This window comes from Streptomyces sp. NPDC001530 (assembly GCF_042894545.1).
GTDB lineage: Bacteria > Actinomycetota > Actinomycetes > Streptomycetales > Streptomycetaceae > Streptomyces.
This window is the reverse complement of sequence record NZ_JBIAVS010000002.1, coordinates 1-25,587: the sequence shown is the minus strand read 5'-3', so window position 1 is coordinate 25,587 and position 25,587 is coordinate 1. Positions and strand designations below refer to the sequence as shown.

Below are 25,587 nucleotides of genomic sequence, written 5' to 3'. Positions count from 1 at the left end.
GCCCTCACCGTACAGGTCGAGCATGGACCGGTCGGTCCAGCCCATCAGCCGCATCAGGGCACCCTCGGAGCGCGCTACGTCTACCTCGGTACGGACACCGCCGCCGCGCTGGTCATCTGGCTCCGCACATGATCGGCCGGACAGCTCCTAGCCCCGCAGCTCCTGCGTGCAGCACTTCACGCTGCCGCCGCCCTTGAGGAGTTCGCTCAGGTCGATGCCGACGGGCTCGAAGCCACGTTCCCGGAGGGGGGCGAAGAGGCCCGTCGCCGCCTGCGGCAGCAGCACGTGCAGGCCGTCCGAGACCGCGTTGAGGCCGAATGCGGCGGCGTCCTCGGCGCCGGCGATCAGCGCGTCGGGGAAGAGGCGGCGCAGGGCCTCCCGGCTGCCCGGGGAGAAGGCCGGCGGGTAGTACGCGATCTCGTCCGCCCTGTCGTCGAGGACGGCGAGGGCGGTGTCCAGGTGGTAGTAGCGGGGGTCGACGAGATCCAGCCCGATCACCGGCCGGCCGAAGAACTCCTGGGCCTCGCCGTGCGAGAGCGGGCTCGCGCGGAAGCCGCGGCCCGCGAGCAGGTACGACGCGGTGACCGCGAAATCGCCCTCGCCTTCGTTGACGTGGACCGGCTCCCTGATGTGTGCGAAACCGTGCGCGCGGAACCACTCCAGGTGCGCCGCCGCCTCCGGTTCCCGCTCGCGGTACGCGAACCGGGCGCCGAGCACTCGGCCGTCCACGACGGTCGCGCCGTTCGCCGCGAAGACCATGTCCGGCAGGCCGGGGCGAGGGGTGAGCTCCTCGACCGTGTGCCCGAGTGATCGGTAGCGGTCGCGGAGGCCCTCCCACTGGGCGACGGCGAGCGGTACGTCGACCGGCTTGGCCGGGTCCATCCAGGGGTTGATGGTGTACGTGACCTCGAAGTGTGCGGGTGCGCACAGGAGATAGCGCCGGGGTGTGGCGCGCCGGGCAGGGTGCAAGGAGGGCTCCTTACGCAACCGCAGGGGCAGTTGATGCCCATGGTGCGCCGAGCCACCCCCTCCGGCCGGGAGCCGAACGGGTTGTGTCCGGGGGGATGGTTTTTCGCCCCCTCCGCCCCTACCCGTCCCGTACATGATCCTTCGGCTGCGGGTGGGTGGGGGCTTGTCGCGGCGGTGCCCCCCCCCCCAAAAAGGGCGCGGGGCACAGCCCCAAAATTTTTTGGGGGGTGGGGGGCCGCCCCCAGGCGAGACGTACCGTATCGCCACCCTGGTAAATTCTCACCATGGCCGATTCCACCCGCCGCAGCGAGAAGTCACGTCGCGCGATCTACGAGGCCGCCCTCGCCCTCGTCGGCGAGGTCGGCTACCCCAAGACCACGATCGAGGGCATCGCGGCCCGCGCCGGAGTAGGGAAGCAGACGATCTACCGCTGGTGGTCGTCGAAGGCGGACGTGCTCCTGGACGCCTTCATGGACCTCGGCGAGCAGTCCGCGCAGGCCGCGCAGACGGCAGGGGAGACGGGCGAAGAGGGGCAGGTCCCGGAGTCGTACGAGATCCCGGACACCGGCGATCTGGCGGCCGACCTCAAAGCGGTCCTCCGTGCCACCGTCGACGAGTTGCTGGAGCCCACGTTCGAGATCCCCGCACGCGCCCTGGCCGCCGAGGGCGTCGTCAACGAACAGATCGGCGTCGAGTTCGTCGGCAAGCTCCTCGAACCCCAGCTCCAGCTGTACGTGAAGCGGCTGCGCTCGGCGCAGGGCAAGGGCCACGTGCGCCCGGACATCGACCCCCGCATCGCCCTGGAACTGTTCGTCTCCCCGCTCGCCCAGCGCTGGCTCCAGCGCACCGGCCCGATCTCGTACGCGTACACGGACACCCTCGTCGACTACGCCCTCTACGGCCTCGCCCCGCGCTGAGCGGCCGACGTCCCCCACAGCCGGCCCGGCGCGTCCGTGATGATCCCGTCGCAGCCCAGCGCGAGCGCCCGGTCGCGCTGGGCCGGAGTGATCACGGTGTGCGCCCACACCCGCGGGACACCGGAGCGCACGGCCCGTTCGAGATCGATGGTGCGCGCCTTGTGGTCGACGTCGAGGAGGTCGACGAACGACACCCAGCGCTCGGGGCGGTCGGTGCGCATCTGGGCCGCCGAGCGCCACAGCTGGCTGAGCAGGCCCAGACGGTGGGCGCGCCGGGCCACCTCCGGGTCGTTGGAGTTGACGAACACCGAGCGGGTCAGACCCCGGGCGCGGATCATCCTGTCGAGCGAGCCCAGACTCTCGGGGTCCTTCGCCTCCAGCGTCAGCACGATCCGCCCGCCGAAGCGGTCCAGTACCTCGGCGACGGTCGGCGGCCGCTCCGCGCGCCAGCTGCCGGGCAGTACGTCCTTGGGGCGCAGCCGCACACCCCGCCAGTCGCGCAGGCTCAGGTCCCGCACCCGTCCGCCCGTGTACGTCGTGCGGTTCAGGGTCGCGTCGTGCATGACCACCACGGTCCCGTCGCGCAGCATCCGGGTGTCGACGTCGAGCACCTGCGCCGTACCGCGCTCGTACGCCGCCATCAGGCCCGACATGCTGTTCTCGGGGACCTCCAGGGCGCCGCCGCGATGGGCGACGTGCACGACGCGGGGCAGGGCGTCCACCGTCAGCGGCCCCCCGCCCCACTCCAGAGGGGAGGGCACGCCGCCGTGTCCGGTGAGGGCGAGCGAGGCGAGACCGGTGAGACCCAGGAGCGCAGTCCGTGTGACCATGACGATCACGGTAGGGGGACAAATCCCCTCAAAGTACGGAATGACACCCGATCCGGGCCAGGGTGACACATCGCCCCACCGACCCCGGATGTCGGCTCTGGCCACCCGGAGCGCAGGATGGTGGGACGATAGGGCTTGTTGATGGCGGGCAGATGGCCTTTCGAAGGCTTGTTGTCGGCACAAACGGCTAGGCGAGGGGATAGATGAGCGCAGAGTTCGGTCGCCGCTCCGGTGCGCAGGGCAGGATCTCCCAATGGCTGCGGGGACGCCGGCCGAAGGAGCCTGTGGAGACTGCGGACGGCGGGCGTGAGGCCCTGCTGCTCGCCGCTGCCGCCGCGGGGCTGCCGCTCGCGCAGGCCGCGTACCCCTCCGGCTACCGGTGCTCCTGTGACCGCGTCGGCTGTCCGACCCCCGCGCGCCACCCTGTCTCCTTCGCCTGGCAGACACAGTCCACGACCGACCGCGCGCAGATCGAGCGGTGGGCCCGGCACCAGCCGAAGGCCAACTTCATCACCGCGACCGGCATGGTGCACGACGTTCTCGATGTGCCGTTGGACGCCGGGCGTGAGGCGCTGGAGCGGTTGCTGGCGTCCGGCATCGAGGTCGGGCCCGTCGCCGAGTCGGGCGGCGACCGCATGCTCTTCTTCACGGCCACGCGCGGTACGCCCGAGGACGAGGACGAGTGGTGGCCCTGCGAGCTGGACTGCCATCCGGAGACGATGGATGAGCATCCGGGGCTGCGGTGGCACTGCCGTGGCTCGTATGTGCTGGTGCCGCCGGCGCGGCTGCCGGGTGACCTCACGGTCGAGTGGGTACGGGGGCCTGAGCATCCCCTGCCGGATCCGCTCACCCTTCTTGAGATCCTCACGGACGCGTGTGCCCGTTACGCGGGCGAGAACGAGTCGGACCAGCTGGCCGCGTGGCCCCACCGGGGCTGAACTCCGCTTACACGGCACCCGGAACGGGTGGGCACAGCCAGCACCAGCAGCTGTGCCTACTCGCCCTTCGCCCCCGTCAACCCCTCGATCCGCCCCAGCACCGCCACCCCGTCCCCCGAGTCCTTCGGCGGGTCCAGGGCTGCCTGGTTGGAGATGAACTCCAGGGTGAGGGACTGCTTGATCTCGCCGGTGGTCAGGGCCTGGACGTCCGCGGTGGGGGTGGGGATCTCGGTGCCGGCCGCGGCGGTCTGCTTCTCGTAGCGGTGGGTGGTGAAGAAGACCAGTGCCCCGCCGTCGGTGGTGCGCAGGCCCACCGGGGCGTAGTCGCCCGAGGTCATCGGCTCGTCGATGTACTGCCGGGCGAGGCCGGGCTTGCTGGCGAACTTCTTGCGCTGGGCCCGCCATTGAGAGGTGTGCGTGCCCGCGGCGAAGCCGTCGCCGCCGGCCTTCAGATAGGTCGAGTAGGACTGGCTCAGCTTGTCCGGTTCGATCGCGAGGGCCGCGTCGTCCGCCGTGACCGGCTGCGCCCAGCCGTCCTCGTCCGTCTGGAACTTCGGTACGTCGGCGGCGGCGAGGACGGTCAGGTAGGACACCTGCCATACGTCGTTGGCGCTGCCGCGGGTGAAGACGAGGAGCCAACGGCTGTTGGCCAGGCCCTTGTTGGCCGCGGTGTCGGCCACGAACCAGCGCGGCCAGGCCGCCTTCTCGGGTATCACGAACTTCGCGTCGCTGAACTTCAGCGGCGCGTGGGACGGGTTCCCGTCCGGGTTGTTCTTGTGCCCGGCCTTGAGCTTGGCGCCGTCGATGTCGGCGAGCGGCCCGGTGACCCGGTCCGCGTCCAGCGAACGGTCGTACTCCTTGTCCGCCTTGTTGTACGCGGTGGTGAAGTCCTTGAGCGCACGGGCGGCCTCGGCCCGCGTCGCCGCCGGTACGATCTCCCGCTCGCCGTGCACCACCACGCAACCGCTCGCCGTCAAGGACAGAACGGTCACCGCCCCCGTCGCCAGGGCGAATCGGTGGAGAGAACGAACTCCGATGCTACGAAGCCTTCGTGGGCTGCGACCCGCGCGATCCCTGCTCATCAGGTACCTTCACCTTCCCCTTCCCGGAGGCGAACCCTACCGGGGCGAGGAAGAGCGCGAGCGCCGGGACCAAGTACAGCGCCCACACCGTGACCTGGAGGACCGTCGGGTCCGGCTGGAAGTTGAAGACGCCCTTCAGGAGGGTGCCGTACCAGCTGGTCGGGTCGATCGTGCTGCTGATGTCGAAGGCCAGGCTCGTCAGGCCCGGGATGAAGTCGGCCTCCTGGAGGTCGTGGACGCCGTATGCGAGCACGCCCGCGGCGACGACGACCAGCATGCCGCCGGTCCAGGTGAAGAACTTGGCGAGGTTGATCTTCAGGGCGCCCCGGTAGAAGAGCCAGCCGAGGAGGACCGCGGAGGCCAGGCCCAGGGCGACGCCGATCAGCGGGCGCGGGGTGCCGTCGCTCGCGGCGTGCACCGACGCCCACACGAACAGCGCCGTCTCCAGGCCCTCCCGGCCGACCGCGAGGAACGCGGTGGCGACCAGCGCGCCCGTGCCCATCGCGAGGGCCGCGTCCAGCTTGCCGTGCAGCTCGGACTTCAGATGCCGGGCGGTGCGCCGCATCCAGAAGACCATCCACGTCACCAGGCACACCGCGACGATCGACAGCGAACCGCCGAGCGCCTCCTGCGCCTTGAACGTCATCTCCTGGGAGCCGAATTCGAGCGCGCAGCCGAAGCCGAGCGCCAGCGCGACCGCCACGCCGATACCGATCCAGATCGGCTTCAGGGCGTCCTTGCGGTCGGTCTTCACCAGGTACGCGATCAGGATGCAGACGACGAGGCTGGCTTCCAGACCCTCGCGCAGTCCGATCAGATAGTTGGAGAACACGGGCTACGCCTCCTTGGAGAACAGCGTCCGGCCCCACCAGTCGTCCTTGTCGCGGACGCCGGGCGGGATCGCGAAGATCGCTGAACCCACGTGCTGGATGTACTCGTTGAGCACGTCGATCGCCAGGCTGCGCTGGATGGGGATGAAGCCCTTGCGGACGTCACGTTGGTAGGCGAGGAAGAACAGGCCCGCGTCCAGGCGGCCGAGCCCGTCCGTGCCGTCCGTGAAGGAGTAGCCGCGGCGCAGGATCGTCGCCCCGTTGTTGGAGTCGGGGTGCGCGAGCCGGACATGCGCGTCGGGCTTCATCGCCTTCAGGAACGGCTCGTCCCGCTCCTTCGCCTTGCCGACCGGGGCGCCCTCGCCCTTGTCGCGGCCGAAGATGTCCTCCTGCTCCTGCAGCGGAGTCCGGTCCCAGGTCTCGACGTTCATGCGGATGCGGCGCGCCACCAGATACGAGCCGCCGGTCATCCAGGCTGACTCCTCTTCGACATCCCTCTCGCCCACCCACACGAACTTCTTGAGCCGGTCGGTCTCGGTGCCCGCGATATTGCGGGTGCCGTCCTTGAAGCCCATGAGGTTACGAGGGGTCTGCGCGTCCGGCGTCGTCGAAGAGGTCTTCCCGAAGCCCAGCTGTGACCAGCGGATGACGACCTTGCCGAAGCCGATCCGGGCGAGATTGCGGATCGCGTGCACCGCGACCTGCGGGTCGTCGGCACATGCCTGCACGCACAGGTCGCCGCCGCTGCGGTTCTTGTCGAGGTTGTCGCCCGCGAACTTCGGCAGCTCCACGAGAGCCTCGGGCCGCTGGTCCGCCAGCCCGAACTTCTCGAACAAGGTCGGCCCGAAGCCGATCGTCAGCGTCAGCCGCGACGGTTTGAGGCCGAGCGCCTCACCGGTGTCGTCCGGCGGAGCCTCGGCCAGACCGCCGTACGCGCCCTCGCCGACCGTGTGCCCCGCGGTCATCCGCCGCGCGGCCTCGGTCCAGTCCTTCAGCATCTGTACGAACTCGGCGCGGTCGTCCGTCTTCACGTCGAACGCGGCGAAGTGCAGCCGGTCCTGCACCGGCGTCGAGATGCCCGCCTGGTGCGTGCCGTGGAAGGCGATCGCGGCGCCCGCCTCGGCGGCGGCCGGATCGACGTCGTTGCCGGCGCGGGTCATCGCCACTGCACCGCCCGCCGCGGCGGCACCGAGCGCGAGCCCGGCACCGCCCCAGCCGATCAGCGAACGCCGGGAGGGGGCCGGGTTGCCCGCGACCTCCGTGGATTGCGTGGTGTCCGTGGTGTCCGTCATGGTGGCCCCTCGCTTACTTCACGACCGCGGCGGCGAGCTTGGACAGGGGCTCCGCAAGCGCGTTGACCGCGTCCGAGAGCTCCTTGCGGTCGGCCTTGCCGACCTTGTCGTACGAGGTGAAGACGTACGAGGTCTTGTCCGTGCGGTACTTGTCGAGCAGCGTGTTCAGCGCGGTGAACTGCTTGTCGAGCTCCGTGGTCAGCGCCGCGTCGTTCTCCGAGGCGACCGGCTTCAGCAGCTCGTACGACTTCTGCGCGCCCTCGACGTTCGCCTTGAAATCGACCAGGTCGGTGTGCGAGTAGCGCTCCTCCTCGCCGGTGACCTTGCCGGTGGCGACCTCGTCGAGGAGTTCCTTGGCGCCGTTGGCCATGGAAGTCGGGGTGATCTCGGCCTTGCCGACCCGGTTCTGCCAGTCGGTGAGGTCGGTGATCAGCTGGTCGGCGAGAACCGTGTCGCGGTCGGTGAGCTTCTTGTCCTTCCACAGCGAGCGCTCGAGGCGGTGCCAGCCGGTCCAGTCCTTCTCCAGGTCCTGGCCCTCTTCCAGACCGTCCTCGCGCAGGTCGACCTTCGGGTCGATGTCGCCGAAGGACTCGGCGACCGGCTCGGTGCGCTCCCAGCCGATGCGCGAGTCGGCGTACGCCTTCTTCGCGGCCTCGATGTCGCCGTCGTTGACCGCCTTCGCGAAGGCCTTCGCCTTGGGCAGCGTCTCGTCGGCCTGCGCCTGTGCGTATGCCCGGTAGGCGGCGACGGCCGAGTCCAGGCGCGGGTCGCGCTTGGCGACCTTGCCGGTACCGGTGGCCGTGACGTTCTGGCGGATGCCCTTGCCCTTCATGCCGGGCTTGCAGGCGATCCGGTAGTCGCCCGCCTTCACCTCGGCGGTGACCTTCTGGCTGGTGCCGGGGCCGATGTTCTCGCGCTCGGTGACGATCCGGTCGTCGGGGAAGAGGAGGTAGACCTCGGTGACCTTGGAGCCCTTGTTCTTCACGTCTATCTCGACGTGACCGGCCGGGAACTCCTTTTTGGAGACCTCGCACTTGGAGTCGGTGGCCGTCACCTCGATGACGTGGTCGTCGCCCTCGGCGCTGCTCTTCTCGGTGCAGCCCGTGACGGCGGTCAGAGCGGCCGCGGTGGCGGCTGCGGTGACGACGGAGAGTCGGACGGCTCGCATTCAGGCTCCAAGAGAAGTTCGGACAAACCGCACGGTGGACCCGCGCTGGGATGGTGAGGCTGGCCTAACTTATCTGAGGCTTCCCTCACTGATACCCACCAGTCCGGTGATTCAGCTCTCACAGACGGTGTACAGGCACGGCTTGATTACGGCGGCTCAAAACAGACCCCATGGGATGGTCAAGCGCGAGTCAAGAGTTCCGTTTCGGAGTGATCAGGGCGACGCCGGTCCTGGGGTGCGGGAACACTTCCACCAGCCGGTGGAAGACCTCGCTCGGTAAGTCGCCGGTGAGGACGTCGGGCTGGCGGACCGTCGGCCGCGACACGACCGGCGCACAGAATCGCTACCCGGTGCGCGTACACCGCCGCGAGCCCCAGATCGTGCAGCACCACGATCACGGCGTCCCTGGCGTGCGCCCTTTTCCGGCACACCCGCAGCACCAACTCCTGGGGCGGACCTACCGGCCGACGCGCTCGGCGCCGCGAGCGCGGGCGTGGTGTTCGCGGTGCGCAGGCGGCGTACGGCGTAATCGAGTGGGCCCGAGGGCGCCCGCCCCCGACACTGTTCCCCATGAACGGGGGTCACAGGGAACTGCTGGGGGCGGGCGGCCTCGTCCTGGAGGTGACAGGGCGGCCCGGTCCGCCGCCGTTGCGCTTCGAGTCGGCGGATGGGGGCCGGCTGCTGCTGCGGCAGGGCGGGCGCCCGCTCCTCCTCGGCCGGATCGACCGGGGCCCCGACGGCCACCTCTCCTACGAGGGCCTCTTCACGCACCGCCTCGACGGCTACCGCTCGCCGCTGCCGCCCCTCCGCTCGGCGCTTCTGCGCTCGCCGGGCAACTGGGCGCACCAGTACGCCAGTTGGCTGGAGGCGTCCACGGACGGCCCGCTGCACGACGCTCGGTGGCTGCTGAGCGAGCGGCGGACGTTTCCGCCATACGTCTGGTCCGGCGACTTCATGCGCGAGTGGCCCGCCTGCTACCTCGACTGGTGCGCGGGCGGCTGGCAGGGCGTCGTACCACTGCGCCGCCTCTCACCGCCCCACGCGCCGCGCGTGAAGGCGTACCGCAAGCACGTGCGCGAGGGCACGTCGGCTCCCGTACTCCTGTGGTGGGTGTCGTCCCTCGACGGCTGGCTGATCCTGGACGGTCACGACCGGACGGTGGCGGCGCTGGCGGAGGGCCAGGACCCCGCGTGCGTCGTGCTGGCCCGCGCCCCTGACGAGGATGCCTGGCGGCGCTCGGCGGACGAGGTGACCGCCGGGCACGAGGAGCGGATGGAGCGGCTGCGCGCCCGCTCGGGCGCCACGGTGGAGCGCGGGCGGGCGACTCTGGAGCGGGCGTACGGCGAGGTGATGTCGGGGCTGCCGTACGAGCACGGCCGCACCCGCTCCTGGCCGCTGCCCGGCGGTCCCGCGGCCTGGGACGCACTCGCGGCGCGGGTGATGTTTGAATGCCGGAGTGACTGACTACGACGTGCTGCGGGTCTTCTGCGGACCCGGCGGCGGGTATGGCAATGAGCTCGGTGTCGTGCGCGAGGGCTCGGTGATGCCGGACCGTGAGGAACGGCAGGTGTTCGCCGCGAAGCTCGGCTTCAGCGAGACCGTGTTCGTCGACGACCCCGAGCGTGGGGTCATCGACATCTACACGCCAACGCTGCGGTTGCCGTTCGCCGGGCATCCGTGTGTCGGGGTGGGGTGGCTGCTCGACGTGCCCGAACTGGTCACGCCCGCCGGGGTGGTGGGGGTGCGGCTCGACGGGGAGTTCAGCTGGATCGAGGCGCGGGCGGAGTGGGCGCCGCCGCGGACGCTGCGGCAGTACGCGTCCGCCGCCGAGGTCGACGCGCTGCCCGTCCCGGCGCCGGGGGAGTGGGTCTACGCCTGGGCCTGGGAGGACGAGGCCGCGGGGCGGGTGCGGGCGCGGGCGTTTCCCGGGCGGGACGACGGGATCGAGGAGGACGAGGCGACGGGGGCAGCGGCGCTGTTGCTGACGGACCGGCTGGGGCGGGCGCTGAACATCGTCCAGGGGGTCGGGTCCCAGATTCTTACGGCGCCGCAGCCGGGGGGATGGGTTGAGGTGGGGGGCCGGGTGCGGTTGGAGCGGTGAGCGATTCCCGCCCCTCCGGCGTCTGAGGAGCGGGGCCGGGGCGGAGCCCCGAGGCGGTTACGCGCTCAGCGGGAACTCTTCCCCCAGGGCGCGGAAGACCGCCGTGTTCAGGGCGAACGCCCGCTTGCACTCGCTCACGATGCGCTGCTTCTCCAGGTCGTCGGCCCGGAGCCCGTCCAGGAGTTCGCGGTAACTCCTCTTGAAGGCGGCCGGGTTGGCGATGTCCTCGAAGACGTAGAAGCGGACACCGTCGCCCTTGCGGGCGAAGCCCCAGGTCCGCTCCGCCTTGCCGCGGATGGTCTGGCCGCCGGAGAGGTCGCCGAGGTAGCGGGTGTAGTGGTGGGCGACATAACCGCCGGGCCACTCCCGGGCGCACTCGGCGACGCGGGCCGCGTAGACCCGGGTCGCGGGCAGGGCGGTGAGCGTCGCACGCCAGTCGGGGCCCCGCAGGTGGGCCAGGTCGCGCTCGAGGGCGGTGCGGCGCAGCAGCTCGGGCCGGATGAAGGGCCCGGCCACCGGATCGGACACCAGACGCTCGGTGTCCGCCTCCAACGCCTCGTACACGAACCACAGTTGCTCGGTGTAGCGCGCGTACGCGTCGACGCCGAGCCTGCCGCCGAGCAGGTCGCTCATGAACGTCGAGGTCTCCGCCTCCGTGTGCTGCTCGTGCGACGCGGTGCGGAGGAGGGTCGAGAAGGCGGTGCTCGACGTGTCCGTCGCGTTCATGAGAGCCTCCGGGTTCCCGACACCCTGTCGGTAAAATGGTACCCCGATTCCCGATCAAGTTCACATCGGCCACAAAATCGGCCACAATCGGGCGCAGTCACAAGCGGCCACAAAAGGAGAGCCCGCCCTGTGGACAGGGCGGGCCCGGAGCGCGGAGGCGACTACGGCAGCGTGAGGATCTCGGCGCCGCTCTCCGTCACCACCAGCGTGTGCTCGAACTGAGCCGTGCGCTTGCGGTCCTTCGTCACGACGGTCCACCCGTCGTCCCACATGTCGTACTCGTGCGTGCCGAGCGTGAGCATCGGCTCGATGGTGAAGGTCATCCCGGGCTGTATGACGGTGGTCGCGTGCGGGCTGTCGTAGTGGGGAATGATCAGACCGGAGTGGAAGGACGAGTTGATCCCGTGCCCGGTGAAGTCCCGTACGACCCCGTACCCGAACCGCTTCGCGTACGACTCGATGACGCGCCCGATGACATTGATCTGGCGGCCGGGCTTGACCGCCTTGATGGCACGGTTGAGGGACTCGCGCGTCCGCTCGACGAGAAGCCGGCTCTCCTCGTCGACGTCGCCGACGAGGTACGTGGCGTTGTTGTCGCCGTGGACGCCGCCGATGTACGCCGTCACGTCGAGATTGATGATGTCGCCGTCCCGCAGGACCGTGGAGTCCGGGATGCCGTGGCAGATGACCTCATTGACGGAGGTGCACAGCGACTTGGGGAAACCGCGGTAGCCGAGGGTCGAGGGGTAGGCGCCGTGGTCGCACATGTACGCGTGCGCGACCCGGTCCAGCTCGTCCGTCGTCACACCCGGCGCGATGAGTTTCGCGGCCTCGGCCATCGCCTGCGCGGCGATCCGCCCGGCGACCCGCATCGCCTCGATCGTCTCGGGCGTCTGCACCTCCGGTCCGGTGTACGGCGTGGGGGCGGGCTTGCCCACGTACTCGGGACGCCTGATGTTTCCCGGGACGGGACGGGTGGGAGAGAGCTCCCCTGGTACGAGCAGCGACTGGCCAGACATGCCAGCGAGTCTAACCAGCGGGCATGGGGGACCATGTCCGTGGCGAAAGGAGCCGGTCATGCCTCTCTTCAAGAAGCGGACCGTCGGCAAGCCCGGCGAGTGGTACTACTGCCTGGAGCACAAGAAGGTCGAGGAGGGCCCCGACTGCCCGGGCAAGGACCGCTTCGGGCCGTACACCACCCGCCAGGAGGCGGAACACGCGATGGAGACCGCGAGGGAGCGCAACCTCGAGTGGGAGACGGACCCCAAGTGGCATGACGCGCGGGGTGCGGCAGCGGGCTCCGAGGACGACGACTGAGGGCGGCTGGGGCGACTGAGGTCGGCTGAGGACGACTGAGGGTGACCGAGGGCGACCGATGCGGGGTGGTGCGGGGGTTGTCGGCGGCTGAGGTCGGTGGGTGCGGGGCGTTGTCGACGGCTGGCGCCCGTGCGTGCGGGCCGTTACGACTGCTCATGCCGCCGGGGCGACGGGGGTCCGTCGCCGCTGCGGCCGTGTGCCACTGGGTCCCATCCCCGCAGCGTCCCTGCGCTGCAGTGCCCTTGCGCTGCAGCGTCCCTTGCGTCGCCGGGGGCCCTTGCCGGGGCCGGAGGCGATCCGCAGTCGCCGACGGCGGTTGATGTCGGCCGGTGCGGCAGGGGTCCGTCGGGGCAGGGGCGGTGTGAACCGGGGCCCATCCCCGCAGCGTCCCATCCCGGCAGCGTCCCTGCGCCGCAGTGCCCCTGTGCCGCAGTGCCCCTGCGCCGCAGTGCCCCTGTGCCGCAGTGCCCTTGCGCCGCCGGAGCCCTCGCCGGGGCCGGAGGCGACTCGCAGTCGCCGATGGCGGTCGGCCCCCACGGGAAACCTGTGCCTGGTAGTCGACTGTCACGGGCGGTGCGGGTGGGAGAGCAACGGACAGGCCGCCAGGCCCGCCGTCACGCCATCGCTTCCCGCGCGGAGCGCAACCGCAGGGCATGCTCATTCGTCCGCACGTCGTACGCCATCAGCCTCGGCAGACACAGAGCCAGCAGCCCCACCGCGCCCGCGCACATCAGACCCCCCGACCAGATCGACGTCCGCACACTCGTCCACGCCGCCATCCCGCCCGCACGGACTTGACCGAGCTGGGGCCCGACCGAGTACGAGAGCAGCTCGATCCCGGCGAGTCGCCCCCGAAGCTCGTCCGGGATCGTCTGGTTCCAGATGGCGGCGCGGAAGATCCCGCTGACCATGTCGCAGCAGCCGCCGAGCGTGAGGAAGAGCAGCACCAGCCAGAGGTTGTGCACGACACCCGCGGCGGCCATGGCGAGCCCCCAGCAGGCCGCCGCGAGGACGACCATCCGCCCGTGCTTGTGGATGCGCGAGGTCCACCCACTGGTCAGCGACACCAGCAGGGACCCGGCGGGCACCGTCGCGTACATCAACCCCAGTGACCACTCCGCGTCGAGCTCGTCCGCGAGGAACGGCAGCAGCGCGAGCGGCATCGCGAGGAACATCGCCCCGAGGTCGATCGCGTACGTACCGAGCAGCTCCTTGCGGCTCCACGCGTACCGGGCGCCCTCCGCGATGGACCGCAGCGACGGTTTGGCGGCCTCGTGCGCGGCGGGCGATGCGGCGAGCCCCACGATCATCAGAACCGACACGACGAAGGTCGCCAGGTCCACGGCGTACGCCCAGCCGAGCCCGGCGTAGGCCACGACGACGCCCGCGAGGGCCGGGCCCGCGACGCCGCCCACCGTCCAGCGCAGGGAGTTGAGCGAGGCGGCGGCCGGCAGGTGCTCGTGCGCGACGATCCGTGGGGTGAGCGAGTCCAGGGCGGGCCGCTGGATCGCGCCGAGCGCGGAGGAGAGCCCGGCGACCGCGTACAACGGCCACACCGCCGGGTGCGGTACCAGCGCGTTGACGAGGAGCCCGGCGGACAGCACGCCCTGGCCCGCCTCCGTGTAGACGATCAACTTCCGCTTGTCCAGGGCGTCGGCGAGCGCCCCGCCGTACAACCCGAACACCACCAGCGGCACCAACTCCACCGCCCCGATCGCCCCCACCGCCACCGCCGACCCGGTCAGCACCTTCATCTGCACCGGCAACGCGACGAACGTCAGAAAACTCCCGAAGTTCGTGATCAACCCCGCCACCCAAAGCCGCCGAAAATCAGCCGACTCCCGCCAGGGCGCGAGATCAGGCAACAGCGAACGAAGCCGAGAGGAGGACACGGGGCCGGATGCGGGATCGTCGTCGGTCACGTCGGGCCATGCTCAGGGGAGACCCGGGCGAGGGCAACTGGTTTTCGGCGGGGTGCGGAGGGCAGTGCCGCCGCGGCGGGGCGACGCCGAAAGTGACACTGGCCGGCGTCGAGAGCGGCACCGGGGCGGAGCCGACGGCGGCCGGCGGCACCCGGCGATGCCGCCGCAGGCGCCCATGGGCTGTCCGCCGCAGGCGGGAAGGCGCCCGAGTCGGGCGGGTGGGCGGGAAACCGCCGCGAAGCGGCGAGGGTGGCCGCCGAAGGCGGTTAACGGGCCGAGCCGGGCGGGTGGGCGGGAAACCGTCGCGAAGCGGCGCATACGACAGCCGGACGAAGTCGGACCCCAGCTACCCAGCCACCCCCACCTACCACCGGGCAGACGGCGGATCCGTCAACTGGTCCGTGAGCCGGGACAACCGGTCACGAAACCGCCGCCGCCCCCGCGGAGAAGGCAACGCGTTCTCCCCGGCCGCGGCACTGACAAGATGCTGCACCGTATCGAGGTCCAGCTCGGGATCGGCCGGCACGGCAAGCGACTCATGCGCCAGAGCCGGCAACTCACCCTCCACCGCAGATTCCCCCGCGGAATCCCCCGCGGACAGCGCCAGCACCGTCGCCCCGGCCCGCCGCGCATCATGAACCCGCTCCAACAGCGGCGCCCCGGGCGCGCCCGGCGACACCACCAGCAGCGTCTCCCCCCGCCGAGCCGCCTCGATCCGCCCCAGCCCCACCGCCAGGTGGGCCGGATCGGACTCCCGCGCCCCGTGCCGCACCAACGTCGGCGACAGCTCCGGCGTCCCCGACCACGCCGCCTCGTCCACCAGATGCGCCGCGAGATGCCACGGCTCGTACTCCTCCGTGCCGACGAGCAGCAGCCCGCCCCCGTACGCCACCACGGACCCCCGCAACGCCCCCGCGAACCGCCGCGTGGCCCCCAACCACTCGGTCCCGGCGAGCACTTCGCGCAGCAATGCGACCCGTACGGCATCCATGCGCACGCATCCTGCCGCAACTGGCCACTCGTGACCCGGAGTTCACCACGAATTCGCCCAAGCTGGGCACAGGCCCGCATCACCGGCCACACAAGGAGCCCGCCCATGCCAGAAGGAAGCAACCCTTTCCGCGCCGGCCGCGAAGGCTACGCCAGCTTCCGTATCCCCGCGGTCGTCGCGACCCCCGCCGGCACCCTGCTCGCCTTCTGCGAAGGCAGGGTCGACTCCGCGCGCGACCACGGCAACATCGACATCGTGCTGAAGCGGTCGTCGGACGGCGGCCGCACCTGGGGCCCGCTCCAGGCCGTCGCCAAGAACGGCGACAACCTCGCGGGCAACCCGGCGCCCGTCGTCCTCGACACCGGCCGCGTCCTGCTCGTCCACGTCCGCAGCGCGGCCACCGCGAGCGAGGACGCCCTGCTGCGCGGCAAGGTGAAGGCGGCCGACGGGCGGCGCGTCTGGGTGCAGCACAGCGACGACGACGGGCTGACCTGGTCGAGCCCGAAGGAGATCACCGCGCAGGTGAAGAAGGCGAGTTGGCGCTGGTACGCCACCACGCCCGGGCACGCGATCCAGCTCACCACCGGCCGCGTCGTCGTCCCCGGCAACCACACGATCCCGCCCACCGGCAGGGACAACGGCACCGAAGCGAAGTACAACAGCGGCCACTGCCTGCTCAGCGACGACCGCGGCGAGACCTGGTACCTCGGCTACCTCGACGAGAACACCAACGGCTACATCAATGTCAATGAAACGACCGCGGCCGAACTCCCGGACGGGCGCGTCTACTTCAACACCCGCAACGACTCCCCGTCCCCCGGCAACCGCGCCGACGCCCACTCCCGCGACGGCGGCAAGAGCCTGGAAAAGCCCTTCCGCCCGCAGGCCGGTCTCGTCACCCCCGTCGTCCAGGGCAGCCTCCTCCAGCTCCGCGACCCCGAACTCCTCCTCTACTCGGGCCCCGCCGACCCCGCCTTCCGCGCCCTGATGACGGTGCGCGCCAGCACGGACGGCGGCACCACCTGGCGCACCGCGTACACGGTCGACGGGCTGCCCGCCGCGTACTCCGATCTCGTACGCGTCGACGCGACGACCGTCGGCCTCCTCTACGAGACGGGTGACTTCGGCGCGTACGAGACGATCACCTTCCGCCGCGTCCCCGTGACCGCCCTCACCTGAGGCCCACAGCCGCGATCCGCGCACGTAAAGTCGGCCCATGACCTCTACTGACAGTGCTGCACAGAAGGCTCCCGCCAAGGACCCATGGGACCTTCCCGACGTGTCCGGGCTCGTCGTCGGCGTGCTCGGCGGCACCGGGCCCCAGGGCAAGGGACTCGCCTACCGGCTCGCCAGGGCCGGCCAGAAGGTGATCATCGGCTCGCGCGTCGCGGAGCGCGCGCAGGGCGCGGCCGAGGAACTCGGACACGGCGTCGAGGGCGCCGACAACGCCGAGTGCGCGCGGCGCAGCGACATCGTGATCGTCGCCGTGCCGTGGGAGGGCCACGGCAAGACCCTGGAATCCCTGCGCGAGGAGCTGGCCGGCAAGCTCGTCGTCGACTGCGTCAACCCGCTCGGCTTCGACAAGAAGGGCGCGTACGCGCTGAAGCCGGAGGAGGGCAGCGCCGCCGAACAGGCCGCCGCCCTGCTGCCGGACTCGCGGGTCACGGCCGCCTTCCACCACCTGTCGGCCGTCCTCCTCCAGGACCCGGAGATCGAGCAGATCGACACGGACGTCATGGTCCTCGGCGAGGAGCGGGCGGACGTCGAGATCGTGCAGGCGCTGGCCGGCCGCATCCCGGGCATGCGCGGCGTCTTCTCCGGCCGTCTGCGCAACGCCCACCAGGTCGAGTCCCTGGTCGCGAACCTGATCTCCGTGAACCGCCGCTACAAGGCGCACGCGGGCCTGCGGGTGACGGACGTATAGCGGCGTCTGGGCATGGGGGAGACTGGATGTTGTAGCACCAGAGATTCGTCCGTCTGTCAGGAGCCGACCCCCATGCCCCTCCTTCCCCCACCCGACCCAAGCCGGCGACTCGCTCTCTACGCCCTCGCCGTCTGTGTCCTCTCCGTCGCCGCGGCCGTGGTCTCCTTCGTCCAGGGCAGCTGGCTGGGGATCGTGTGGGTGCTGCTGGCGGGCCTGTCGTCGAACATGACGTGGTACTACGCGCGGCGCGGCAAGGTGCGGGGCGGGTCGTCGGTCAGCGGTTGACCGTGCAGTACTCGTTGACGCCGTCCCAGAAGCGGTAGAGGTTCTGGCCGCAGTAGCGCTGCACGTCGTCGATGCCGAGGCCGCCCAGGATCGAGTAGATCGCGTCGAAGAACGCGCTGTTCACCGACGGGATCCACAGCACCGCGAACACCGCGAGCAGGCCGAACGGCGCGAAGGGCTCCACCTGGCGGCGGATGTTGTACGACAGCCAGGGCTCGATCACGCCGTAGCCGTCCAGGCCGGGCACCGGCAGGAAGTTCAGGATCGCGGCCGTGACCTGGAGCAGTGCGAGGAACGCCAGCGCGTAGCGGAAGGTGTCCGGGACGCCGTCCAGGGCGTGCAGCCAGAACGGTGCGGTGCAGACGACGGCGAAGAGCACGTTGGTCAGCGGGCCCGCCGCCGAGATCAGGCTGTGCTTCCAACGGCCCTGGATACGGCCCCGCTCGATGAAGACCGCGCCGCCCGGCAGACCGATCCCGCCCATGATCACGAAGATCACCGGCAGCACGATGCTCAGCAGCGCGTGCGTGTACTTCAGCGGGTTCAGCGTCAGATAGCCCTTCGCGCCGATCGAGATGTCGCCGCTGTGCAGGGCGGTGCGCGCGTGCGCGTACTCATGCAGGCACAGGGAGACGATCCACGCGGCCGTGACGAAGAGGAACACGGCGACGCCGGGCTCCTCGGCGAAACCGGTCCAGGTCGCCCAGGCGGTCACCGCCATGACGGCCACGATCCCGACGAAGACGGGACTGATCCTCCGGTCACTGCTGCGGGTCGCGGCGGTGGTCATGGGGCTCCCTGGAGTGCTGCTCATGGGGTGGGACTGCCCGACCGTACCGGGCTCACGCCGAAAACGTCTCGCGATCGGCCATTGGTTCCGGCGAGGGTGGGGGCATGGGGCGATGGCGCATCTTCTACGCGGACTGGCAGATGGAGTGCTGTGGCACACCCTTCTCGGTGGGGGACGAGGTCAGCTGGCCGCTGCTGCTGGGCTTCGCGGAGGATGTGCTCGGCGGGGGCTGGTTCGAGGAACTGGGCAAGATCTCGGCGCCCGTGGAATGGGTACCTGACGAGGACGGGGTGATCCAGGTGCTGCGGGCGGACGACGGTCTCGTCGCCGCGTTGCACGGCGACCCCGTGGACGCATCCGGACTGGACGCCGACCAGTGGATCCGCAGGGTCGGACTGCTCACCGTCGAGCGGCACGGCCTCGAGTGGCCCGAGACCACGGGCCGCGTCGGCGCCCTCCACGTCGTGCACCAGGGTTACGTCGAGACGGGCCCCGACTCGCACACCTTCATTCCCGACCCGCGGGACCGCTCCCTGGAAGCCGTCGGCAGCTGCCCGGAGCGGTTCGGCGGGGACTACGACGAGAGCCGTACGGAGTCGGGGGCGCGTCGCCACCGCCGCCGGGCCGGCGTCCTGGTCGAACTCGACGTACCGGACCCCCGCACCTGAAGCCACCGGAGACAATGGACCCCGTGCGCTATCGCATCCTCGGCACCACTCAGGCACTCCGCCCCGACGGCACGCCCGTCCCGGTCGGCGGGGCGCGGCTGCGCTCGCTGCTGACCGTGCTCGCGCTGCGGCCCGGACGGACCGTGCCCGCGGCCGTCCTGGTCGACGAGGTGTGGGACGGCGACCCGCCCGCGGACGCGCCCGGCGCGCTGCAGGCGCTGATCGGCCGGCTGCGCAGGGCGCTCGGGCCCGGCGCGGTGGACTCGATGGACGGCGGCTACCGGCTCGCCGCGGTGGCCGACGACGTCGACCTGCACCGTTTCGAGCGGCTCGCGGGGGAGGGCACGCGCGCGCTCGCCGACGGCGACCCGGCGAAGGCGGCCGTGGTCCTCGACGACGCCCTCGCCCTGTGGCACGGCCCGGCCCTCGCCGACCTCCCGGACCGCACCGCCGAGACGGCCCGCTGGGAGACCCGCCGCCTCGACGTCCGCCGCGCCCGCCTCACCGCGGCCCTCGCCCTCGGCCACGCCGAACAGTCCCTGCCCGAACTCACCGCCCTGTGCGATCTGCACCCCCTGGACGAGCCCCTCCACGCCCTCCGCCTCCGCGCCCTGCGCGCCGCCGGCCGCCCCGCCGAGGCCCTCGCCGCCTACGAGTCCGTACGCACGCTGCTGTCCGACCGCCTGGGCTCGGATCCTGGTCCCGAACTCCGCTCCCTGCACCGGGAGTTGCTGGACCTGGCCGATGGTCGGGTCACGGCACAGCCCCCCGCAGCCACGCCCGCGGGCTCCGCCGCCCCCGCCCTCGGTTCAGCCGCCCTCTCCCGTACCCGTCCCACATCCCCACCCCCTGGCAACCTCCGTGCCCGCCTCACCTCCTTCGTCGGCCGGGAGGCCGACATCGAGGCCATTCGCGGGGACCTCGCGGTGGCCCGGCTCGTGACGCTGCTCGGGCCCGGTGGGGCCGGGAAGACACGGCTGTCGCAGGAGGCGGCGGAGGCGGTGGCGGATGCGGCGCGGGACGGGGTGTGGCTGGCGGAGCTCGCTCCGGTGGACGATCCGAAGGCGGTGCCCGAGGCCGTGCTGACCGCCGTCGGTGCGCGGGAGACCGTGTTGCGCGGTGCCGGTGCCGAGGAGATGCGGGCCGCGGCGGCCCGGCATGACGATCCCCTCACCCGGCTCGCCGAGCACTGTGCCAAGCGGCGCATGCTGATCGTCCTCGACAACTGCGAGCATGTCGTGGACGCCGCGGCCCGCCTCGTCGAGGAGCTGCTGGAGCGGTGCCCGGGGCTGACCGTACTCGCCACCAGTCGTGAACCCCTCGGCGTACCGGGGGAGTTGCTGCGTCCCGTGGAGCCGCTGCCGGAACCCGTCGCGCTGCGGCTGCTCGCCGACCGGGGGGCCGCCGCCCGGGCCGGCTTCCGGATCGAGGACGACCCCGGGGCGGCCGCCGAGATCTGCCGGCGCCTCGACGGCCTGCCGCTCGCCATCGAACTCGCCGCCGCCCGGCTGCGGATGCTCACCCCGCGCCAGATCGCCGATCGGCTGGACGACCGTTTCCGGCTGCTGACCTCGGGCAGTCGTACGGTCCTGCCGCGCCAGCAGACCCTGCGTGCCGTCGTCGACTGGTCCTGGGACCTGCTCGACGAGGACGAACGGGACGTGCTGCGGCGGCTGTCCGTCTTCGCGGGCGGCTGCGACCTCGCCGCCGCCGAGGCGGTCTGCGGGCCCGCCGCGCTGGAAGCGCTCGGCTCGCTCGTCGACAAGTCCCTTGTCGTCGCGGCCCCTTCGGGCGAGGGCGGTGACGGCGAGATGCGCTACCGGCTGCTGGAGACCGTCGGCGAGTACGCCGGCGAACGCCTCGACGAGTCCGGCGACCGTGCCGGCGCCGAGCGCGCCCACCTCACGTACTACCGCGAACTCGCCCGCACCACCGACCCCGCCCTGCGCGGCCCCTGCCAGGGCGCGGCGATCGCGCTCCTCGAGCGCGAGTACGAGAATCTGCGCACCGCCCTGCGGCACGCCGTCGCCGCGCGCGACGAGCAGGAGGCGATCTGTCTCGTCCTCTCGCTGTCCTGGTACTGGCAGATCCGCGACCAGCGCATCGACGCCCGCACCTGGTCCCACGAGGTCATGGCGCTCGGCCCCGACCCCTTCGCACCGCCCGGGCGAGAGGCCCTCCCGCTGCACGAGAGGTGCACGGCCGCCCCGCCGCCGATGCGCCCGGACGTCCTCGACGAGGCGCGGCGCGGTATCCACCTCGTCCATCTCGCCTGCATGGACATGGACCTGGACGCCTGGCAGACCCCGCAGGCCAAGGAGAAGCTGCGCATCATCAGCGAGACCTACCGGCCGGGCCTGCCGCAGACCTGCCGCAGCCCCGGCAACCTCTGGTTCTACGCCGTCCTGCTCACCGGTGACATGGAGCGGATGCGCGACGTCATCGACGTGACGGTCAGCACCTGCCGTGAGCTCCGCCTCGATTGGGAACTCGCCGTCGCCCTCCAGATGCGCGCCAACGTCCTCGCCAACCGCGCCGACATGGCGGGCGACGCGACCCGTGACGCCGACGAGGCGCTGGATCTCTTCGCCCGGATCGGAGACGCCTGGGGCGCCGCCGAGTCGCTCTCCGCGCGCGGCGAGGCCCATGAGCGCAAGGGCGAGTACCGGGCCGCCGCCGCGGACTACGCGGAGGCGAGCACCTACGCCGAACGGCTCGGCGCCCGCGCCCAGACAGCGGTGCTCAGCGTCCGACTCGGCAGCATGTACATCGAGCTGGGCGAGCCCGAGCGGGGCGAGCGGATGCTGCGCGAGGTGCTGGCGGAGGGCCACGGCGCCCTCAACGAGGCCATGCCCGCGGCCCGGCTCTTCCTCGCGATGTGGCTCAGCCGCAGCGGCCGGGTCCCCGAGGCGCGCGAGCACATGCGCCTGCTGCGCGAGGACTTCGCGGCCAGCACCTTCGTCGTCTTCGACGGGTTCGTGCTCGGCGTGGAAGCCTGGCTGGACGCGGTGGAAGGACTGTACGAGAGCGCCCTGGACAAGGCGCGCAAGGCGATGGCGCGGTCCCTGGACCCGCTGGCGCACATGATCGCGCCCCATATGACCTCCGCGCATCTGACCACCGCCGCCATCGCCCTCGCCGGCCTGGACGGCGGCAGCCGCGCCCGCGAGGCGGCCCGACTCCTCGGCGCCGCCGACCACTTGCTGCCGCCGGGCCACTTCTCGGGTCCGATGGAGAACGAGGTGCGTACCCAGGCCGAGGCGGGCGTGCGGGCCGTCCTCGACGACGCGGCGTACGAGGCCGCGTACGCCGAGGGCGACGGGCTCTCCGCGGAGGAGGCCGCCGCCCTCATCTGACGCGGACCTGGGGGCCATGATCATGGCCAGTCACTCGTGGGCGAACGTCAGTTCTTGGTACGGAACTTGTGGATCGCGATCGGCGCCATCACCGCCGTGAGCCCCGCCGTCCAGGCGAGGGTCACCCACAGGTCGTGTGCGACCGGGCCGCCCACCATCAGGCCGCGCGCGGTGTCCGCGAGCGCGGACAGCGGGTTGTAGTCGGTGAAGTTCTGCAGCCAGCCGGGCATCGTCTGGGGCGGCGAGAAGATCGACGAACCGAACTGCAGCGGCATCAGGACCAGGAAGCCCATCGCCTGCACGGACTGGGCGTTCTTCATCGTCACGCCGAGGACCAGGAAGATCCACATCAGGGCCGAGCCGAACAGGACGGAGAGCCCCACGGAGGCGAACAGGCCCGGCCAGTTCGTGATGTCGAAGCCGACCAGCACGCCGACGACCATGAGGATCGTCGTCGCGACGAGCATCCGCATCAGCTCCACGACGATTTTGGCGAAGAGCACGGAGCCCTGGCCGATCGGCAGCGTGCGGAAGCGGTCCATGACTCCCTTCTGGAAGTCTTCGTTGAAGCCGGTGCCGACGGCCGTCGCGATGTTCATGGCCGTCATCGCCATCAGACCGGGCACCACGTACTGCACGTACATGTCCTGGCCGCCGCCGAGCGACTGCCCGATGGAGCCGCCGAAGACGTACACGAACAGCAGGGTGAAGACCACCGGCATCAGGATGGCGTCGAACATCGACTCCGGGTCCTGACGGATCCACAGCAGATTGCGGCGGACGAGAGCGCCGATGTGGCGCGCGTGCGCGCGGGGTGAGATACGGGTGTCGCCCTGGGCGGCGAGGGGGGCTTCGGCAACGGCGGTGCTCATGCGGAGACCTCCTCGTAGGCGCGGGCGGGGGCTTCGTCCTGCGGGACACTGGCCTTGTGGCCGGTGAGCGACAGGAACACCTCGTCCAGGCTGGGCAGTTCGGTGGAGATGGAGCCGATCGTGATGCCGCGCGCGGTGACCGCGCCGACCACGGCGGTGAGCTGCTCGTCGCTGAGGATCGGGACCAGGACGGTGCCGGTGTCGATGTCCACGGCCGAGGCGGCGAGGCCGGTGAGGCCCAGCTCGTCGAGCATGGCGGCGAGCGGGCGCAGCTCCAGCGGGTCGACCGGGCGGATCCGCAGCGTGCGGCCGCCGACCCTCGCCTTGAGCTCGTCGATCCGGCCGTTCGCGATGACCTTGCCGCGGTCGATGACCGTCAGCTCGGAGGCCAGCTGCTCGGCCTCCTCCATGTACTGGGTGGTGAGCAGCACGGTGGCGCCGTCGGCGACCATCCGCTTGACCTCGTGCCACACCTCGTTGCGGGTGCGCGGGTCGAGGCCGGTCGTCGGCTCGTCCAGGTACAGCACGGCCGGGTTGCCGATCATCGAGGCGGCGAGGTCGAGACGACGGCGCATACCGCCGGAGTACGTCGATGCCGGGCGCTTGGCCGCGTCGGTGAGCGAGAAGCGCTCCAGGAGTTCGTCGGCGCGGCGGCGGGCGTCCTTGCGGGGCAGGTCGAGCAGCCGCCCGATCATGTACAGGTTCTCCCAGCCCGGGAGCTTCTCGTCGACCGAGGCGTACTGGCCGGTGAGGCCTATCACCCGGCGCAGCTGGCGGGGCTGCTTCAGTACGTCGTAACCGGCGACCGTGGCGTGGCCGGCGTCGGGGGTGACGAGGGTGGACAGGCAGCGGACGAGGGTGGTCTTGCCGGCGCCGTTGGGACCCAGCACGCCGAGGACGGTGCCCTCGTGCACGTCCAGGTCCACGCCGTCCAGCGCCTTGGTCTCGCCGTAGTGCTTGACCAGCCCCCGTACGGTGACGGCGCTCTTGGCGCCGCCGCGGGGGTTCTTGTCGATTCGCGTCATGCCCATGAAGGTGCCAGGCGCCACCGACAAACCACCGACAGCTTGCCTATAGCTCACCTACAGCCACCGATATATCGCCGACAGCCGTCGAGTCTCTCGCGTGCGGTGCTCGGGGGTGACCTGTCGCACCGAACCTTGAGCGAATCTCATCGCTGTCGGCACACGACTGCAGCGCAACTGCAGTGGGAACTAGGCGTTTTCACGCGCTGAGATCTGCGATTCTCCTCGTGACCTCTGGAAACGACGACAGGAAGGACGCGGGGATGAGCGGAAGCGGGGGCGGGGCGCCGTGGAATCCATACGGAGGAGGACAACCGCCGGAACCGGGTTGGCCACCCGTGCCGCCAGCGGGCCCGTGGCCGCCGGGTCCGGCGCGCCCGCTGACCTTCGGACGTCTCTTCAATCCGATCGCTGTGGGGCGTGTGGTGTTCACGCCGTCCCGGCCGGACCGTGTGAACGACCCGGTAGTGAAGAGGGTGCAGGTCTTGCGGACGGTCGTCGGCCTGGTCGCTGTCACGTGGATGCTGTTGTCCTACGGGCTGGCGTCAGACGCCGACTCCGTGGTGGACGACCGCTTCGACCAGATCCGTACCACCCTCATTGTGCTGGCGGTGACGTTCCCGGTCGCCGTCGCCGCCTTCATCGCGGCGGCCCGCCCACCCAACCGGCGCCTGTTCTTGCGCCGCGTGGGTAAGCCCGCCGGGGCGCTGCTCGCGTTGGTCGTCACGCTCGCTGTGCCAAGACTGATCACGGGGCTGGGGTACGTGGACGAGGAAACGAACTGGACGGCGTCGGCAGGGCGGGTGGCGCTGCTGTTCGCCCTAGGCGCCTTCATGTTGTGGCTCGCCCCCTTTGGTCTCTACGGCATCGCGCAGTCACTCGTGCACGTCTTCCGGACAGCAGACCTCCACGAGACGGTTCCACCGCTGCTCGCGACGCTGCTCGTTTGGGAAGTCGCTCTCTTCGACGTATTCCGGGGTGCCTACGACGGTGTGCCGTTCGGAGTGCGGGTGGCCTTCATCCTGGGAGCCCCGCTGACCGTCACCGCCGTGGCGATGTGGGAGCTGCGGCGGCTGCGTACGCGGCACGGCATCACCCTGCGTGCAGCACTGCTTCGCTGAACCGTCGCGACGGAGGTTGCCCTTTGGATCTGCTGCTCCCGGCAGTCTTCGGTGAGATTCGCTCAAGGTTCGGTGCGACAGGACACTCGTGGGGTCGGGGCCGTGCCGGAGCATCCGTCCTCGGTCTGGCGCGAAATCGGTCGGGTTCCAAGGGAACCGGCGGTGACGCGCCATCCGCTGCGGGCGGACGTTCCGGCACGTCCCCTTCCGCGCGTCGGCGACTGCGGGAGGGTGGGGGCGCGCCGGGTACGTGGGCGACTGTCGGTGCGTGGGGGCGCGCGTGGGCGGCTGCGGGTGCATCCCACCCACCCCGGTCGGCGATCTTTTAGCCCGTCCGGCGTTTGAGGACGAGCGCGCAGCGCGATACGGGGGTCTGGGGGCGGAGCCCCCAGGGACGATGGGGGTCCCCCCTGCTCGAGCGAAGCCGAGAGCTTGGGGGAGGGTAGGGGCGGAGGGGGCGAAA

General features: G+C 71.0%; 24 protein-coding genes and 1 pseudogene. 11 read left to right on the top strand and 14 right to left on the bottom strand.

Features of this window, described 5'->3' with window-relative positions; all coding sequences use genetic code 11:
• Positions 1 to 147: 147 nt before the first annotated feature.
• Positions 148 to 969, bottom strand: coding sequence for a dimethylargininase (gene ddaH / locus ACFY0T_RS03035; protein WP_388864250.1), 822 nt, complete (start codon positions 967 to 969; stop codon positions 148 to 150).
• A 284-nt stretch (positions 970 to 1,253) separates the two neighbouring features.
• On the opposite strand from ddaH, the gene ACFY0T_RS03030 reads away from it, so the two are divergent.
• Positions 1,254 to 1,886 carry a TetR/AcrR family transcriptional regulator gene (locus ACFY0T_RS03030; protein WP_388864249.1) on the top strand — a complete coding sequence of 211 codons (633 nt, stop codon included), beginning with the start codon at positions 1,254 to 1,256 and terminating at the stop codon, positions 1,884 to 1,886.
• Here ACFY0T_RS03030 and ACFY0T_RS03025 read toward each other — a convergent pair.
• A complete protein-coding gene (locus tag ACFY0T_RS03025) occupies positions 1,865 to 2,716 on the bottom strand; it encodes a glycerophosphodiester phosphodiesterase (protein WP_388864248.1) in 852 nt (283 codons plus the stop codon). The two genes, ACFY0T_RS03030 and ACFY0T_RS03025, sit on opposite strands and share 22 nt — an antisense overlap.
• Before the next feature lie 203 nt (positions 2,717 to 2,919).
• On the opposite strand from ACFY0T_RS03025, the gene ACFY0T_RS03020 reads away from it, so the two are divergent.
• Positions 2,920 to 3,654 (top strand): bifunctional DNA primase/polymerase, encoded by a 735-nt coding sequence (locus tag ACFY0T_RS03020; RefSeq protein ID WP_388864247.1) that lies wholly within the window; start codon positions 2,920 to 2,922, stop codon positions 3,652 to 3,654.
• A 56-nt stretch (positions 3,655 to 3,710) separates the two neighbouring features.
• Here ACFY0T_RS03020 and ACFY0T_RS03015 read toward each other — a convergent pair whose 3' ends face one another.
• The 5 genes and pseudogenes from ACFY0T_RS03015 to ACFY0T_RS02995 form a co-directional block, all read right to left on the bottom strand.
• The gene (locus ACFY0T_RS03015; RefSeq protein WP_388864246.1) at positions 3,711 to 4,736 is read right to left on the bottom strand and encodes a hypothetical protein; all 1,026 of its coding nucleotides are present in this window, start codon (positions 4,734 to 4,736) and stop codon (positions 3,711 to 3,713) included.
• Positions 4,693 to 5,568, bottom strand: a complete 876-nt coding sequence (efeU, locus tag ACFY0T_RS03010) for an iron uptake transporter permease EfeU (RefSeq protein WP_388864245.1) — start codon at positions 5,566 to 5,568, stop codon at positions 4,693 to 4,695. The genes ACFY0T_RS03015 and efeU overlap by 44 nt, the downstream gene beginning before the upstream one ends.
• A gap of 3 nt (positions 5,569 to 5,571) precedes the next feature.
• Positions 5,572 to 6,858: an iron uptake transporter deferrochelatase/peroxidase subunit gene (gene efeB / locus ACFY0T_RS03005; RefSeq protein WP_388864244.1), complete on the bottom strand. Its 1,287-nt coding sequence runs from the start codon at positions 6,856 to 6,858 to the stop codon at positions 5,572 to 5,574.
• Between the two features lie 13 nt (positions 6,859 to 6,871).
• A complete protein-coding gene (efeO, locus tag ACFY0T_RS03000; RefSeq protein WP_388864243.1) occupies positions 6,872 to 8,026 on the bottom strand; it encodes an iron uptake system protein EfeO in 1,155 nt (384 codons plus the stop codon).
• 190 nt (positions 8,027 to 8,216) lie between these two features.
• Positions 8,217 to 8,475: pseudogene (locus ACFY0T_RS02995) on the bottom strand (hemin ABC transporter ATP-binding protein); the annotation flags it as partial.
• A 121-nt stretch (positions 8,476 to 8,596) separates the two neighbouring features.
• On the opposite strand from ACFY0T_RS02995, the gene ACFY0T_RS02990 reads away from it, so the two are divergent.
• Both ACFY0T_RS02990 and ACFY0T_RS02985 read left to right on the top strand, forming a co-directional pair.
• A complete protein-coding gene (locus tag ACFY0T_RS02990; RefSeq protein ID WP_388864242.1) occupies positions 8,597 to 9,490 on the top strand; it encodes a hypothetical protein in 894 nt (297 codons plus the stop codon).
• Complete coding sequence (locus ACFY0T_RS02985; protein WP_388864241.1) at positions 9,483 to 10,127, top strand: PhzF family phenazine biosynthesis protein; 645 nt, start codon at positions 9,483 to 9,485, stop codon at positions 10,125 to 10,127. Before ACFY0T_RS02990 ends, ACFY0T_RS02985 begins: the two co-directional genes overlap by 8 nt.
• Before the next feature lie 57 nt (positions 10,128 to 10,184).
• On the opposite strand, the gene ACFY0T_RS02980 is transcribed toward ACFY0T_RS02985, so the two are convergent.
• Together ACFY0T_RS02980 and map are read right to left on the bottom strand one after the other, a co-directional pair.
• Complete coding sequence (locus tag ACFY0T_RS02980) at positions 10,185 to 10,853, bottom strand: heme oxygenase (biliverdin-producing) (protein WP_388864240.1); 669 nt, start codon at positions 10,851 to 10,853, stop codon at positions 10,185 to 10,187.
• 161 nt (positions 10,854 to 11,014) lie between these two features.
• Positions 11,015 to 11,872 (bottom strand): type I methionyl aminopeptidase, encoded by an 858-nt coding sequence (map, locus tag ACFY0T_RS02975; RefSeq protein ID WP_388864239.1) that lies wholly within the window; start codon positions 11,870 to 11,872, stop codon positions 11,015 to 11,017.
• A gap of 58 nt (positions 11,873 to 11,930) precedes the next feature.
• On the opposite strand from map, the gene ACFY0T_RS02970 reads away from it, so the two are divergent.
• Positions 11,931 to 12,170, top strand: coding sequence for a hypothetical protein (locus tag ACFY0T_RS02970; protein WP_388864238.1), 240 nt, complete (start codon positions 11,931 to 11,933; stop codon positions 12,168 to 12,170).
• Positions 12,171 to 12,784: 614 nt separating this feature from the next.
• On the opposite strand, the gene ACFY0T_RS02965 is transcribed toward ACFY0T_RS02970, so the two are convergent.
• Together ACFY0T_RS02965 and ACFY0T_RS02960 are read right to left on the bottom strand one after the other, a co-directional pair.
• Positions 12,785 to 14,092 (bottom strand): MFS transporter, encoded by a 1,308-nt coding sequence (locus ACFY0T_RS02965; protein WP_388864237.1) that lies wholly within the window; start codon positions 14,090 to 14,092, stop codon positions 12,785 to 12,787.
• Positions 14,093 to 14,456: 364 nt separating this feature from the next.
• A complete protein-coding gene (locus ACFY0T_RS02960; protein WP_388864236.1) occupies positions 14,457 to 15,083 on the bottom strand; it encodes a hypothetical protein in 627 nt (208 codons plus the stop codon).
• 105 nt (positions 15,084 to 15,188) lie between these two features.
• Between ACFY0T_RS02960 and ACFY0T_RS02955 the strand changes: the two genes are divergently transcribed.
• The 3 genes from ACFY0T_RS02955 (at position 15,189) to ACFY0T_RS02945 (ending at position 17,292) form a co-directional block, all read left to right on the top strand.
• The gene (locus ACFY0T_RS02955) at positions 15,189 to 16,262 is read left to right on the top strand and encodes an exo-alpha-sialidase (protein ID WP_388864235.1); all 1,074 of its coding nucleotides are present in this window, start codon (positions 15,189 to 15,191) and stop codon (positions 16,260 to 16,262) included.
• A gap of 37 nt (positions 16,263 to 16,299) precedes the next feature.
• A complete protein-coding gene (gene npdG, locus ACFY0T_RS02950) occupies positions 16,300 to 17,007 on the top strand; it encodes an NADPH-dependent F420 reductase (protein ID WP_388864234.1) in 708 nt (235 codons plus the stop codon).
• 72 nt (positions 17,008 to 17,079) lie between these two features.
• Positions 17,080 to 17,292, top strand: a complete 213-nt coding sequence (locus tag ACFY0T_RS02945; RefSeq protein ID WP_388864233.1) for a hypothetical protein — start codon at positions 17,080 to 17,082, stop codon at positions 17,290 to 17,292.
• Here the strand turns inward: ACFY0T_RS02945 and ACFY0T_RS02940 are convergent.
• The gene (locus ACFY0T_RS02940) at positions 17,282 to 18,082 is read right to left on the bottom strand and encodes a site-2 protease family protein (protein WP_388864232.1); all 801 of its coding nucleotides are present in this window, start codon (positions 18,080 to 18,082) and stop codon (positions 17,282 to 17,284) included. The two genes, ACFY0T_RS02945 and ACFY0T_RS02940, sit on opposite strands and share 11 nt — an antisense overlap.
• Positions 18,083 to 18,186: 104 nt before the next feature.
• On the opposite strand from ACFY0T_RS02940, the gene ACFY0T_RS02935 reads away from it, so the two are divergent.
• Positions 18,187 to 18,750, top strand: a complete 564-nt coding sequence (locus ACFY0T_RS02935; RefSeq protein WP_388864231.1) for a DUF6578 domain-containing protein — start codon at positions 18,187 to 18,189, stop codon at positions 18,748 to 18,750.
• A gap of 14 nt (positions 18,751 to 18,764) precedes the next feature.
• A complete protein-coding gene (locus tag ACFY0T_RS02930; RefSeq protein WP_388864230.1) occupies positions 18,765 to 22,106 on the top strand; it encodes a BTAD domain-containing putative transcriptional regulator in 3,342 nt (1,113 codons plus the stop codon).
• Between the two features lie 47 nt (positions 22,107 to 22,153).
• Here the strand turns inward: ACFY0T_RS02930 and ACFY0T_RS02925 are convergent, their stop codons facing one another.
• Positions 22,154 to 22,978 (bottom strand): ABC transporter permease, encoded by an 825-nt coding sequence (locus ACFY0T_RS02925; RefSeq protein ID WP_388864229.1) that lies wholly within the window; start codon positions 22,976 to 22,978, stop codon positions 22,154 to 22,156.
• A complete protein-coding gene (locus ACFY0T_RS02920; RefSeq protein WP_388864228.1) occupies positions 22,975 to 24,003 on the bottom strand; it encodes an ATP-binding cassette domain-containing protein in 1,029 nt (342 codons plus the stop codon). Before ACFY0T_RS02920 ends, ACFY0T_RS02925 begins: the two co-directional genes overlap by 4 nt.
• A 476-nt stretch (positions 24,004 to 24,479) precedes the next feature.
• Between ACFY0T_RS02920 and ACFY0T_RS02915 the strand changes: the two genes are divergently transcribed.
• The gene (locus ACFY0T_RS02915) at positions 24,480 to 25,124 is read left to right on the top strand and encodes a hypothetical protein (protein ID WP_388864227.1); all 645 of its coding nucleotides are present in this window, start codon (positions 24,480 to 24,482) and stop codon (positions 25,122 to 25,124) included.
• Positions 25,125 to 25,587: the final 463 nt, after the last annotated feature.